General features: G+C 69.3%; 9 protein-coding genes. 7 read left to right on the top strand and 2 right to left on the bottom strand.

All coding sequences use genetic code 11. From position 1 onward, the window contains the following. Positions 1 to 191: 191 nt before the first annotated feature. Together ACWDEW_RS48515 and ACWDEW_RS48510 are read right to left on the bottom strand one after the other, a co-directional pair. Positions 192 to 2,810 (bottom strand): LamG-like jellyroll fold domain-containing protein, encoded by a 2,619-nt coding sequence (locus ACWDEW_RS48515; protein WP_450522740.1) that lies wholly within the window; start codon positions 2,808 to 2,810, stop codon positions 192 to 194. A 217-nt stretch (positions 2,811 to 3,027) separates the two neighbouring features. After that, on the bottom strand, positions 3,028 to 4,521 hold the full coding sequence (locus ACWDEW_RS48510) for an arabinofuranosidase catalytic domain-containing protein (protein ID WP_450522738.1): 1,494 nt from the start codon (positions 4,519 to 4,521) through the stop codon (positions 3,028 to 3,030). A 670-nt stretch (positions 4,522 to 5,191) separates the two neighbouring features. On the opposite strand from ACWDEW_RS48510, the gene ACWDEW_RS48505 reads away from it, so the two are divergent. The 7 genes from ACWDEW_RS48505 to ACWDEW_RS48475 form a co-directional block, all read left to right on the top strand. Continuing rightward, the gene (locus ACWDEW_RS48505; protein ID WP_450522736.1) at positions 5,192 to 6,223 is read left to right on the top strand and encodes a LacI family DNA-binding transcriptional regulator; all 1,032 of its coding nucleotides are present in this window, start codon (positions 5,192 to 5,194) and stop codon (positions 6,221 to 6,223) included. 486 nt (positions 6,224 to 6,709) lie between these two features. Then, complete coding sequence (locus tag ACWDEW_RS48500) at positions 6,710 to 7,849, top strand: substrate-binding domain-containing protein (RefSeq protein WP_450522734.1); 1,140 nt, start codon at positions 6,710 to 6,712, stop codon at positions 7,847 to 7,849. Between the two features lie 2 nt (positions 7,850 to 7,851). After that, positions 7,852 to 9,447, top strand: a complete 1,596-nt coding sequence (locus ACWDEW_RS48495; protein ID WP_450522732.1) for a sugar ABC transporter ATP-binding protein — start codon at positions 7,852 to 7,854, stop codon at positions 9,445 to 9,447. Beyond that, positions 9,444 to 10,463, top strand: coding sequence for an ABC transporter permease (locus tag ACWDEW_RS48490; protein WP_450522730.1), 1,020 nt, complete (start codon positions 9,444 to 9,446; stop codon positions 10,461 to 10,463). The genes ACWDEW_RS48495 and ACWDEW_RS48490 overlap by 4 nt, the downstream gene beginning before the upstream one ends. Positions 10,464 to 10,565: 102 nt before the next feature. Further along, positions 10,566 to 12,248, top strand: coding sequence for a ribulokinase (gene araB / locus ACWDEW_RS48485; protein ID WP_450522727.1), 1,683 nt, complete (start codon positions 10,566 to 10,568; stop codon positions 12,246 to 12,248). Between the two features lie 60 nt (positions 12,249 to 12,308). Continuing rightward, entirely contained in the window at positions 12,309 to 13,826 is a 1,518-nt protein-coding gene (gene araA, locus ACWDEW_RS48480; RefSeq protein ID WP_450522725.1) for an L-arabinose isomerase, read from the top strand. A gap of 46 nt (positions 13,827 to 13,872) precedes the next feature. Continuing rightward, on the top strand, positions 13,873 to 14,196 hold a 324-nt coding region (locus ACWDEW_RS48475), incomplete at its 3' end, for a class II aldolase/adducin family protein (protein ID WP_450522723.1).

Below are 14,196 nucleotides of genomic sequence, written 5' to 3'. Positions count from 1 at the left end.
AGGGTCAGACGACCCAGGCCGGAATCCCTGGACTTTAGGCCAGGGAGCACGTCAATTTGTTGATCAACGGGAAGAGTTCCGTGAGCGCATCGCTGGCAGTGGGGCCCGGAACTCGTCGCCCGCCCCGGCTCGACCTGCCCGCCCGGGATGGGCAGACGGGCAGGGCGAGTTGAGGGGTGGGTGGACGGATGTCAGGTCAGGACGAGTTCCAGGACCGTGACGGAGAGCGGCGGCAGGGTGCTGGTGAAGGCTGCTGCCGCGCCCGTGACGGTGCTGGTTCTGGGGACCAGTGTGGTGGGTTCGGTCAGTGTGTTGGTGGCGGTGCGTGAGGGTCCGGTCAGGACCGTGGCGGTGGCGTTCGTCCTCACACCCTTCGCCAGGCCCTTCAGTTCGATCGGTACGTTCACCTTCTCCGTCCCGGAGTTGACGACCGCCAGGTAGAGACGGTTCCCCGCGCGGGTGGCGACCGTGGCGACGACGGGCAACGCGCGCGTGGTGGCCGGCAGTACCGTTCTGCCCAGTCTGCTCGTCAGCATCTGCTGCGCCCAGTAGCTGGGGGACACATAGCTGGTGAGGTTGTCGTAGGCGATCAGGTTGGTCGCCCAGACGTTGTTCTTGACGTGGGAGAAGAGCGGGGCATAGCACTCCATGAGGACCTGGTCGGAGTTGCGGATCAGCCCGGCCAGCCATGCGGCGTCGCCCAGCGCGGCGTTGAGGTCGGGCGTGGGGCGTCCCTCCTGCGCGGCCCACTCCCCGACGAAGACCTTGGTCGAGGCGCGGTCCCGGTTGTCGTACTTGTGGGTGGCGGCCTGGGCGGCGGACGGCGCGAGGTAGTAGTGCTCGTCGATCAGGTCGGGCGTGCGGCTCGTCACCGTCGCCGTGGCGATCAGCTTCAGGTGCGGGTACTTCGCCTTGATCGCGTCGTGGAAGGCCGCGAACCGCTCGTCGTAGGACCCGGAGGAGTCGAACCAGTCCTCGTTGCCGATCTCCACGAACTCCAGCGGGAACGGCTTCGGGTGGCCGTCGGCAGCGCGCTTCGCGCCCCAGGTGCTGGTGACGGGGCCGGTGACGTACTCGATCTCGTCGAGGGCGTCCTGGACGTACGGCGTGAGGGCGTCGCCGGTGACGTGCTCGCCTTTCAGCGTGTAGCCGGCGAAGACGGCGAGGACCGGCTGGGCGTGCATGTCCTCGACCCAGTGCAGGTATTCGAGGAGTCCGAGCCCGTCCGTGGACCAGTAGCCCCAGGCGTCGTCCATGTGGCCGGGGCGTTCCCAGGCCGGACCGATGGTGTTCTTCCAGTTGAAGCGTGTGGCGATGGTGTTGCCCTCAAGGAAGTTGCCGCCGGGGAAGCGTAGGAACTTCGGCTTCAGGGCGACCAGTTTCTCCATCAGGTCGATGCGCAGACCGTTGGGGCGGTTGTTGTAGGTGGGCGGGAAGAGGGAGACGTACTGGAGCCAGAGGGTCTTGCCCGCGGCGGACGGGTCGTCGGTGGTCACGGTCAGCCTCGCGTCGCCGGCCACCGGAGTGCGCGGGCCGGTGCGCAGGGTGAGTTCGAAGGGGCGGTCGGGGAAGTCGGTGCCGACGTGGTGCAGTCGTGCGGAGGCGTACACCGTCGAACCGTCTGCCGACTCGATCGCCACGGTGAGGGGGCCGATCCGGTGTGACGCCTTGGCGAACAGCCGCGCGGTGTAGGTGGTTCGGGGGCGCACGGGGATGCCCCAGAATCCGTCGTTGGCCACTCCGGCCCGGTTGCCGGCCCCGGCGCCGCTCGGCAGTACGACCTTGAGGGAGCGGTTGAGGGCGTCGTTGAGGGGAGTGGTGGTGTCCAGTGTGAGGGTTGTCCCGCCGACGGCGGACCAGTGGACGGCTGAGGTGTCGCTGGCCATCATCGTGCGGTTCTGTACCAGTTCGGCGTAGATGCCGCCTTCGCCGGAGTGGTTGATGTCCTCGAACATCAGGCCGGGAAGGATGGGGGACACGGCGTGCGCCGGGTTGGCGACGTCCACGCTGAGCAGGGGTGTCGTGGACTCCACCGGAACCCCGGCCAGCGTTGCGACCTGGTCCGAGGTGAGGGCGGTCGGGAACATCCACACGTCGTCGATCAGACCGTGCCACTGGTCGACGTGCCCGCCGCCGTAGAGGGCGCGGCCGATGGCGGTGTCGCCGGTGCCGGCCCAGCCCGCGGTGTAGTCGCTCTCCCCCTCCAGCACGCCGTTGACGTAGAGGCGGGTGACTCCGGCCGATGGGTCGCTGACTCCGACGAGGTGGGTCCATGTGCCGGTGGTGGGTGCGGAGGCGGCTGCCGCGACGGCGGCACCCTGTGTGGCGTCCGAGGCGAGCCGGGCGAAGGCGAAGGTGCCGGTGTCGTCGCGCAGCCCGAGGTAGAAGGCGCTGACGACCTGGCCGTCGATACTGACGGCGGTCTGGTAGCCGCCCAACTGACTGAGGTTCACCCAGGCGGCCACCGAGAACGCCTTGGAGGTGTCGAGGGCGGGCCCGGTGGCCGCGGCGTTGCCGCCCGCGGTGAGACTGAGGCTGTGGGCGCCGATCTTGCCGGTGTCCCAGGCGGCCGCGCCCTGGAGGGCTGCGGTGTGAGCGTTGCCGGACGAGTCGGCGGCGGAGGATCCGGAGCCCTCGTCAAAGGTCCAGTGCGCGGCTGCCGCGGGCAGGTCCGGGGCGGAGGCGTCCGCCGAGGCGGCGGAATGTCCGGCGGCCTGTGCCGGCGCGGCGGCGGCGAACGTTCCGGCCAGGGAGGCGGCGCCGAGGGCTGCGAGGACGGTTCTGCGGGGCAGTCCGGTTTCTGCGGGCATGCGGGAGTTCCTTTGCGAGGTGGATCGATGGGACAGCTGCGTATGGGGCGCGGTGAAGGGAGGAGCTGAACGGGGGAGGAGTGGTGAGTGCCTCTCTGCGGTGGGTTCCGATTGGGTGGGGGCGGGGGTGTGTGTTCGGCTTGGGATCGACGGCCGGGACGGGCCGATGATCCGCCGTCGGGGAGGCCGGCGGACCATCGGCGGGTCGGTTCTCAGGTCAGGAGGCGATGTCCCACTGCTGGCAGGTGTTGTCGAGCTGCTGCCACTGGCGCACCACGGTGCCGTTGGCCGTTCCGCAGTTCGTGACGTCCAGCGTCATGCCGGTGTTGACGTTGGAGATGGTGTAGTGGCTGCCGACCTTGGTGACGTCCCACTGCTGGCAGGTGTTGCCGAGCGAGGACCACAGCTGGACGGCCGTGCCATTGCTCTGCCCGCAGTTCTTGTCGTCCAGGACCGTGCCACTGTTGACGTTGGTGATCGTGTAGTGGCCGTTGCCCGCGCCGGCGAATTTCCACTGCTGGCAGGTGTTGCCGAGCGAGGACCAGAGGTCGACCGAAGTGCCGTTGGCCGTACCGCAGTTCACCGCGTCCAGGACCTTGCCGGAGTTGGTGTTGGTGAGGCGGTAGGCGGTGCCCGTGACGGGGAAGCTCGCGGTCGGCGTGGTGTAGGCGACGGAGGTGACGTTGGCCTGTACGGCGTTGTCGGTGGCGTCGGTCGGGTAGCCGGAGGTCATGACGCCTTCGAAGAAGGAGCCGTCGGACCCGTTGCTGTTGTCACCGCCGGTGCCCAGGACGATGGCACCTTCCTTCTGCATCGGGTTGTATCCGCTGGTGGTGGGCAGGGCCCCGTTGTAGAAGGTGCTCAGCGAACCCGACTGGGCGTTGCCGCCCTTGATCGCGTAGGCCGAGGTGCCGTTGTTCTTCTCCATGGCGGTGACGTACTCGCTGGAGATGCCGGTGTTGCCCGAGTAGGCGCCGTTCGCCCCGAAGAACAGTCCGTTCTCCAGGTCCGCCTCGACCCAGGGGCCGGAGCCGGTGCACGAGAACCAGCACTCCGTACCGAAGTTGATCGCGTCCATGTGGCCGTTGCCGGTGTCGTTGCCGGACGTCTCGGCATTGCCGTAGTCGAAGCAGCACCGGTTGTTCACGTGGTGGCCGCTGGTCACCATGTACGCGCCCTCGGGGGAGCTGCCGGTGGCGATGCCCGTGGTGCTGTTGTCGCGGTAACCGACACCCGCGGAGACGAAGACGCCGTACGCCGCGTGGCCGCCGACGGTGACCGGCAGGGCGTTGGCGATCGCGCCGACGTCCTGGCCGCCGTTGCCGCCCGGGCCTTCGATGGTCAGGTCGTTGTGGTGCGAGCTCTGGTCGTAGATCTTGGTGATGACGCAGGTCGTGCCGGAGCAGAAGGAGTCCTGTGCCGCGGCGTTGGCGTAGCCGCCGGCGCTGAGGACGCCGATGTCGGTGGTGGTGGAGTCCGAGGCACGCTTGACCTGGTAGAGAGCGCCGTTGTAGGAGGCGTAGAGGGCTCGCGTGGTGCTGTGTGCCGCGGCGCAGGGGGTGCCGGCGGAGGCGTAGATGTCACACGGCAGGGACGAGGCCGCCTGGGCGGTGCCCGCGGTGCCGATGGCCCCGACCAGGATGCCGGCGACAAGTGCGAGGACCGCGCCGACCACCCTCAGCCGGAGCCCTCTCAGATGCCTTGCTGTCACTGTGAACCTCTTCCGTGTCGCGTTCTTCTCGGGCCGGGCGTCGCCTGCGCAGCGCGCGGGGGGACGTCCGGTATGCGGTGGTCTGCATGCCGGAGCTGCCGCCGGGACATGGCGTCGGCGCTGAACGGGGCCTCGCCGTCCCGCTCGGCGGGAAATGTGAGCGCTAACAATCGAGATTCCCGGATGCCGTCACTCATCCGAGCTCCAAGGGGACAGGGGTATTGGCGGCCTGTGTGTTCCTCTGTTCGGGCACGGCTGCCGAGCGTGATGACTGCATGCCGGAAGGGCCGACCCGGCCTGGAACCGGGGCGTTGTGCTTGTGCCGGCCTCGTACGGTCGACGGTGATCGACCGGTCTCGCAACTCCGCCTTTTTTACGCGGGGATGAATGAGCGGTCAACAGTGGAGGACGGTCAAGAGTGTGGAAACGAATGCCCTGGATTTCGTGGGGGATGGTCTGCGGCCGCGGTGGAACGGGATCTTTCTCGACAATGACCTGCCAGGTCAGGGCAGTTGGGGGCGCGTGACAACGCTGTCCGAAACATCCGAAACCGAGCAGTTGCGATCCTTGACCCCCCCGGAATGTGTGCGCTAACAATTCTCCACAGCAGGCTGGTTCCGGCCGAAGAAGCAACCGATCGGAAACACGACGGCACGTGAGGAGGCGGGGGATGGACGGGGAACGCGCACCGGTGATGGCGGACGTGGCCCGGATCGCGGGTGTCTCGCACCAGACCGTTTCGCGGGTCCTCAACGATCATCCGAACGTGCGGTCCGCCACCCGTGACCGGGTGCTTGCCGCGGTCCGGGAACTCGGCTACCGCCCCAACGCCGCCGCCCGCAACCTGGCCACCCGACGCACCCGCACATTGGGTGTGATCAGCTTCAACACCACGCTGTACGGGCCGGCCTGCATGCTCTACGGCATCGAGCAGGCGGCCAGGCAACACGAGTACTTCGTCATAGTGGCCGCGGTCGGCACGCTCGATCGCCGTTCGGTGCTGGACGCCGTCGACCGGCTTCGGGACCAGGGTGTCGAGGGAATCATCGTGATCGCGCCGCAGACCTCGGCCGTCGGAGCGCTGGCGAGCGTGCCGTCGGACGTGCCGCTGGTCGCGGTCGGCTGCGGCACCCACGCAAAGCTCGCCTCGGTCGCCGTGGACAACGAGGCGGGCGCCGAACTCGCCACCTCCTATCTGCTCGACCTCGGCCATCGCACCGTGCACCACATGGTCGGGCCGCGTTCCTGGCTCGACGCGCAGGAGCGCGAGGCGGGATGGCGCAGCACCCTGGAAAAGCGGGGTGCTCCGGTGGTCGAACCGTTGGGCGGCGCCGACTGGACGGCCCGTACCGGATTCGAGGTCGGTCAACGGATCGCCGCCGACCCCGGGGTCACCGCGGTGTTCTGCGCCAACGACCAGATGGCCCTCGGCCTGCTGCGGGCTGTGCAACAGGCCGGCCGCCGGGTGCCCGAGGACATCAGCGTCGTCGGATTCGACGACATGCCGGAGACCGAGTACTTCGGGCCGTCACTGACCAGCGTGCGTCAGGACTTCGACGAACTCGGTCGGCGTGCCCTGCGTGCTCTGATCGAGATCGTCGGTGACCCGGACGCGGGGCTCCCGGCGGCCGACGAGAGACCTCACATCGTCATCCCACCCAGTCTTGTGGTGCGCACGTCGGCGACCCGCCCCCGGCACTGACCGGCGCCCCGGTCGCACCACCGGCCTGCCCAGAGAAGAGGAAACGAGATGGGCCGACTCCAGTTAGCGTGACCGCCGACCATCCGGCTGCGGGTCCCCGGATGTCCGGGCGCCGTCGCACGTGAGTGCCGCAGGCCGAACGACCGCTCTTCCCCGTCCACGCGGGTCGCGGGACTGGCCAAGTGGCGTGCCTTCCGACCCGACGGTCCCCACCACCTGACAATCCGTCAGGCAGCCGTACCTCGCCGCCCTCGCCGTGTTCACCCCGGTCGGCCTTCACATGCCTGCAGCCGACTTCTCGCTCGCCAGGACTTCCTGACCGGACTGCCACCGTCCATCCCCGTCTGTCTCCGACGCACCGTCATGCCCAACAACCGGAGCGGGTCGGCAAGACAGTGCCCCGGTCGTATCCCGATCCGCCCACACCCGCATCCGGTCGTGGGAGCTCTCTTCACCCAGACACGCCCAGAAAGGCGCTGATCAACCATGATCCGTACCGGAAGGTCCCGCACCGTGGCCGCCGCAGCCGTGGTGCTCATCTCGCTCGCCGCGGCCGGCTGCTCCAAGAACGCCACCGGCTCCTCCGGTTCGAACTCGGCGGGCTCCAGCGCCGCCCCCGTCGCGCTGGCCGGTTCGGTCACCTTCAACCAGACAAGCCTCGCCAAGCTCGACGCGGCACTGAAGTCCGCGCTGGCCGGCAAGGACCTGTCCAAGGTCGACATCGCGATGGTGGTGAACGTGGCCGCCGACTACTGGAAGGCCGGCCAGGTCGGATTCCTCAAGGGCTGCTCCGACCTCGGCATATCGAAGAGCAAGTGCACCTACTTCGCCCCGCCCAATGGCAAGTTGACCGAGCAGAACTCGGAGCTGGAGACCCTGCGCTCGCAGGGCGTCACCGGCTACTCGATCTCGGCGATCGACCCGACCTCGGCCGCGGGCACCATCCACACCGACGTCCAGAAGGGCATCGGCGTCCTGGCGATCGACTCACCGCTGCCGGGCACCGACGCCGCCTCGCTCTACCTGGGCACCCCGAACTACACCGCCGGCTTCCAGGCCGGCACCGCGATGAAGCAGGTCCTCGGAGGCAAGGGCAAGGTGGCCATCCTGGTCGGTTCGCTCACCGCGTCCAACGCCACGCAGCGCATCGCCGGCTTCGAGGCCGCACTCAAGGGCACCAAGATCACCGTCGCCCAGAAGGTCAACGACAACCTCCAGGCCAGCACCGCGACCTCCGACGCCGAGACGATCCTCGCCAACAACCCCGACGTCAACGGCCTCTACGGCGTCTACTCCTACGACGGTCCCGCGCTGGCCCAGGCGGTTACCTCGGCCGGCAAGACGGCCTCGGTGCACATCGTCTCCGACGACTCCGACGCCCAGACGCTGAAGTTCATCAAGTCGGGTGTCATCTCCGGCACCGTCGTGCAGATGCCGTACCAGCAGGGCTACACCGGGGCGTACATCCTGGCCGCGGAGAAGGTGCTGGGCAAGGCCGCGACGATGGCGCTCGTCAAGCCCTATCTGGAGAAGGACGGTTCGACCCTCAGCTCCGGCGTGGGCCTGGTCACCAAGTCCGACCTGAGCGCGTACCAGTCCCTCGAGTCGCAGCTCGGGATCGGCTGAGCATGACGGCCACGGAGAACGCCCCGGCCCGCGCGATCACGGCGCGGCTGCGGGGAGTGCACAAGTCCTACGGACCGGTGCGCGTCCTCGACCTCCCAGAACTCGACCTGTACGCCGGCCAGGTGATCGGCGTGGTCGGCGAGAACGGCGCCGGAAAGTCCACGCTGATGGGCACGCTGGCCGGGTCCGTCCACCGGGACGGCGGCGAGATCCTGGTCGGTGGCGAGCCGCTTGTCGCCGGGTCCACCGAGGCCGCGGGACAGCTCGGTATCGCCATGGTCTCCCAGGAGTTCCCGCTGGTCGGACAGCTCTCGGTGGCGGAGAACCTGCTGCTGGGCCGCCGCCCGCGGAAGTCGAGACGGCGGTTCCTGGTCGACGGCGCCGCCCAACGTGCCGAGGCGAAGGCGATGCTGGCGGAGATCGGTCTGTCCGCCGAGACGATCCCCGTGAGCCGGGAGGTGCGCACCCTGCCGGTGCCGACCCGGCAGATGATCGAGATCGCCAAGGCCTGGGGCCGTGAGCCCAAGCTGCTGATCCTGGACGAACCGACCTCCTCGCTGGGGCCGGTCGAGGCCGAGATGGTGCTGGGCCTGGCCCGCCAACTCGCCGACCGCGGCGGCACGGTGCTGTTCATCGGGCACCGTCTGGACGAGGTGCGGGAGATCAGCGACCGCGTGCTGGTCCTGCGCAACGGCAGGCTGGTCGCCGACCTCGAACCGGCCGAGGCCACCGAGGAACGGCTGATCCGGGAGATGGTCGGCGGCGAGGTCGCACAAGGCGAACCGAAGGCGCCACCGGCGACGAGCCCGGTCCTGCTGCAGGTCGAGGGCCTGACCGCGGACGGTCTCGGCCCCGTCGACCTTGAGGTGCGCGAAGGCGAGATCCTGGGCGTGGCCGGGCTGATGGGCTCGGGCCGCAGCCGCCTGGTCCACACGATCGCGGGCGCGCAGCCCTCGACGGGCGGCCGGATGCGGCTGGGTGACGAGTCCTACCGGCCGCGCGGCGCGGGTGACGGCGTGGCGGCCGGGATCGCCCTGATCCCCGAGGACCGCAAGGAACAGTCGCTGGTCCTGTTCGCGTCGATCCGGTCCAACGTCGTCGTCTCGGTGCTCAAGCGGATCAGCACCCGTGGCCTGCTCGGGCCGGGACGCGAGCGTGCCGAGGCACGGAAGATCACCGAGAACGTCAACGTGCGGATGCAGTCGGTCGAGCAGGCGATCGGCTCGCTCTCCGGCGGCAACCAGCAACGCGCCATCTTCGGCCGGGCGTTCGCCGCGGAACCGCGCCTGTTGCTGCTAGACGAGCCGACCCGCGGCGTGGACGTGGGGGCGAAGGCGGAGATCTACAAGCTGATCGACCGGGCGGCTGAGCAGGGCATGGCACTGGTGGTCGCCTCCTCCGAACTGGAGGAGCTGTTGTGGATCTGCCACCGCATCGCGGTGATGAACCACGGCCGGGTGGCCACGGTCATCGACCGGGCCGACGCCACCAAGGAACGCATCATGACGGCCGCGGCCGGAACGTCCCCGCTCAACCCGGAAACGCCGGACCTGGAAACGCCGGACCAGGAACAACTGACGAACGGAGCCACAGCATGAGCGCGCAGAGCACGCTCGCACCCGAAGAGGCCGCCCCGCGTTCCCGCCCGGCCGTCTCCAGCCTCGCCCGCAAACTCGCCGCCTCCCCGGAGGCCGGCGTGATCATCGCCTGCGTGCTGGTGTTCGTCGGGATCGCGGCCAACGCGGAGACGTACACCGCGGTGGGCAACCTCCAGGTGATGGGCCGCGACCTGTCACAGGTCGGCATCCTGGCCATCGGCGAGTCGCTGGTCATCCTGACCGGTGGCATCGATCTCTCGGTGGGCGCGCTGGCAGGCCTGGCCGGCATCCTGGCCGCCTGGATGAACGTGAACGAGGGCATGCCCGCGCCCCTCGCGATCCTGTTCACGCTGGTGATCTGCGGTGGGGTCGGCCTCTGGCACGGAATCATGGTCACCCGCCTGAACGTGCCGCCCTTCGTGATCACCCTGGTCACCTACACCGTGGCGCAGGGCATGGCGCTCGCGATCACCAGCGGCTCGCCCATCAACAATCTCTCGCCGCTGTTCAGCAACCTGAGCCAGTACTACATCGGCGAAGTGCCGGTCCCCGCCCTGTTCTTCGTCGGCGCGGCCGTCATCGCCTGGTTCGTACTGGAGCGCACGTACGTGGGCCGCCAGATCTACGCGGTCGGCGGCAACAAGGAGGCCGCCCGGCTGGCCGGTATCCCAACCGCCCGCCGGATCACCTCCACCTACATCGCCAGCGCCGCACTGGCCGGAGTGGTCGGCATCATGGTGATCGGCCGGATGAACGTGGCCGACCCCTCGGTCGGCGCCGGCTGGGAACTGACCGCGATCGCCGCGGCAGTGGTCGGCGGCATGTCGCTCTCCGGCGGCGAGGGCCGCATCGCAGGCATCGCGGCGGGCGCGATCCTGCTGGAGTTCATCACCAACGGACTGCTCGCGCTCAAGGTCAGCCCGTACGACCAGCAGGTGGTCCAAGGAGCGGTCCTCGGCATCGCCATCCTGCTCGACCGGGCACGGGCCCGCTACTTCGGCAAGAGCCGTAGCTAGTACGTCGGTCGACTTCGCCGATTTCTGCGCGGGTGCCGCCCGGCAGCATCTTCGAAGAGTCGCACAGTGATCGTGATATCGAACATCTCTGGGAGGAGACTGATGGTGAATGCCGGAGATCGGACCGCAGGGAACCCGGAACCCTGTGTCATCGGGGTCGACTACGGCACGTTGTCGGGGCGGGCCGTGGTGGTCCGGGTCGCCGACGGCGCCGAACTGGCCGTCGCCGAGCACCCCTACACGCACGCCGTCCTGGACCGGGCTCTCCCCGACGGCACTCCGCTGCCGCCCGACTGGGCGCTCCAGGTTCCCTCGGACTACATCGACGTGCTGCGCATCGCGGTACCCGAGGCACTGGCCCGTTCCGGCGTGCGACCGGAGCAAGTGGTCGGTATCGGCACGGACTTCACCGCGTGTACGGTCCTGCCGGTCCTCGCCGACGGGACTCCGCTGTGCGAACTGCCCCGGTTCGCGGGCCGTCCGCACGCCTACGTCAAGCTCTGGCGCCACCACGCCGCGCAGGCCCAGGCCGACCGGATCACCGCGCTGGCCGACGCCCGCAAGGAGCCCTGGCTCAAGCGCTACGGCGGCAAGATCTCCTCGGAGTGGGAGTTCGCCAAAGCCCTCCAGTTCCTCGAAGAGGACCCGGAACTCTACGAGGTGACCGAGCGCTGGATCGAGGCCGCCGACTGGATCGTGTGGCGGCTGTGCGGCTCTTACGTCCGCAACGCCTGCACAGCCGGGTACAAGGGCCAGCTGCAGGACGGCGGTTACCCCTCCAGCGACTATCTCGCCGCGCTCAACCCCGACTTCGCCGGCTTCGTCATCGACAAGCTGGAGCAGCCGATCGGTCAACTCGGCGACCGGGCTGGCGGGTTGACGGCCGAGGCGGCAGCGTGGACGGGTCTGCCCGAGGGCATCGCCGTGTGTGTCGGGAACGTGGACGCGCATGTGACCGCCCCGGCCGCCACCGCCGTGGAACCGGGCCGGATGGTCGCCATCATGGGCACCTCCACCTGCCATGTGATGAGCAGCGACCGGTGGGCGGAAGTGCCGGGCATGTGCGGGGTCGTCCAGGGCGGCATCCTGCCGGGACTGTGGGGATATGAGGCCGGGCAGAGCGGGGTGGGGGACATCTTCGGCTGGTTCGTGCGCACCGCCTTCCCCGCCTCCTACGCCGAAGAGGCCGCCGCGCTGGGCCGCGACCCGCACGAACACCTCACCGCGCTGGCCGCGAAGCAGCGGGTGGGCGAGCACGGGTTGATCGCCCTGGACTGGCACAGCGGCAACCGCAGCGTCCTCGTCGACCACGACCTCAGCGGTGTCGTGGTGGGCCTGACCCTGTCCACCCGGCCCGAGGACGTCTACCGGGCGCTGCTGGAGGCCACCGCCTTCGGCACCCGCACGATCATCGAGGCGTTCGAGACTGCCGGGGTGCCGGTCCGTGAACTGATCGTCGCGGGCGGGTTGATGAAGAACCCGCTGCTGATGCAGATCTACGCCGACGTGACCCGTCTGCCCCTGGGTGTCATCGACTCGGCGCAGGGTCCCGCGCTGGGTGCGGCGATGCACGCGGCGGTCGCGGCCGGCGCCCACCCGGACATCCGGGCCGCCGCCCACGCCATGGCCAAGGCCCGCCCGGCCGTCTACCAGCCGGACCCCGAGCGGGCCGCCGCCTACGACCGGCTGTACGCCGAATACCGGCTGCTCCACGACTACTTCGGCCGCGGCACCAACGAGGTCATGCACCGTCTGCGCCGCCTCCGCACCGGGGCCTCCGCCTGAGCGGCACGCCCTGCCCGGCGGTCAACTCCCGGTGGTCAACTCCCTTTGAAAGGAACCCTCATGGACACCACAGCCTCCCCCTACCCCGGCCAGGAGATCTGGTTTCTCACCGGCAGCCAGGGCCTGTACGGCGACGACATCCTGCACCAGGTCGCCGAGCAGTCACAAAGTATCGCCGAGATCCTCGGCGGCCCCGGGAAGATCCCGGTCCGGATCGTGTGGAAGCCGGTCCTCACCGACGCCGACGCGATCCGCCGGCTGTGCCAGGAGGCGAGCGCCTCCGACACCTGCGTGGGCGTGATCGTGTGGATGCACACCTTCTCCCCGGCCAAGATGTGGATCGCCGGCCTCTCCGCCCTTGACCGGCCGTTGCTGCACCTGCACACCCAGTACAACCTGTCGCTGCCCTGGCCCAGCATCGACATGGACTTCATGAACCTCAACCAGGCCGCCCACGGCGACCGGGAGTTCGCCCACATCGAGTCCCGCCTCGGCATCGACCGCAAGATCGTCGCCGGTCACGCCACCGACCCCAGGGTCATCCACCGCGTCGCGGCCTGGGCGCGGGCCGCCGTAGGCCGTCACGCCTCACGCACCCTGCGGCTGGCCCGCTTCGGCGACAACATGCGCGACGTCGCCGTGACCGAGGGCGACAAGGTCGAGGCCCAACTGCGGTTCGGCTACTCGGTCAACACCTACGCCGTCAACGACCTGGTGACCGTCGTCGACCAGGTCGCCGACAAGGAAGCGGCCCAACTCGCCGCCGAATACGCCGAGGTGTACGACGTCGTCCCGGCCCTGCGCCCCGGCGGCATCCGCCACGACTCCCTCCTCTACGCGGCCCGCCAGGAGATCGGCCTGCGCGCCTTCCTCACCGAGGGCGGCTTCACCGCCTTCACCACCAACTTCGAAGACCTCGGCGGACTGCGCCAGCTGCCCGGTCTCGCCGTCCAGCGGCTGATGGCCGACGGCTACGGCTTCGGCGGCGAGGGCGACTGGAAGACCTCCGCCCTGCTGCGCACGATGAAGGTCATGGCCGCAGGCAAGCCGGGCGGCACCTCCTTCATGGAGGACTACACCTACCACCTCGGACCCGGCACCCCGCGCATCCTGGGCGCTCACATGCTGGAGGTCTGCCCCTCCATCGCCGCCGACCGCCCCAGCTGCGAAATCCACCCGCTGTCCATCGGCGGCCGCCAGGACCCGGTTCGCCTCGTTTTCAACGCGGCCCCCGGCCCCGCCGTCGTCGTCGGCCTCTCCGACCTCGGCGACCGCTTCCGGCTGACCGCCAACACGGTCGACGTCGTCACCCCCAGCGAGCCCCTGCACCGGCTCCCGGTGGCCCGCGCCGTGTGGAAGCCGCGCCCCTCACTCGCCGAGTCCGCCGAGAGCTGGCTGCTCGCCGGCGCCCCGCACCACACCGTGCTCAGCTCCGCTGTAGACACCGAAACCCTCACCGACTACGCGGCGATGACGGGCGTGGAGCTGCTCACCATCGACGAGACCACCCACACCGGGCACCTCGCCAAGGAGATCCGGTGGAACGCCGCCTACCACCGCCTCGCCCAGGCCCTCTGACCCCCATGACCCCCGTGATCCCGACCGATCCGCAAGGAGAGCACCGATGACCGCGCGAGTCCGTGACGGCCTGCGGCACGAGGTACTGGACGCCAACCTGACCATCCCCCAGGCCGGCCTCGCGACACTGACCTGGGGCAATGTGAGCGGCGTCGACCGCGAGGCCGGGGTGTTCGTCATCAAACCCTCCGGCATCCCTTACGCGGACCTCGCCCTCGACCACCTGGTGACCGTCCGGCTCTCCGACGGCACAGTCGTCGGCGGCGACCTGCGCCCCTCCACCGACACCGAGACCCACCGCTGCCTCTACCTCGCCTTCCCCTCCATCGGCGGCATCACCCACACCCACTCCACCCACGCCGTGGCCTTC

Source organism: Streptomyces sp. NPDC001100 (assembly GCF_053598575.1).
The sequence above is the reverse complement of the archived record's forward strand: the minus strand, read 5'-3'. Positions and strand labels throughout refer to the sequence as shown.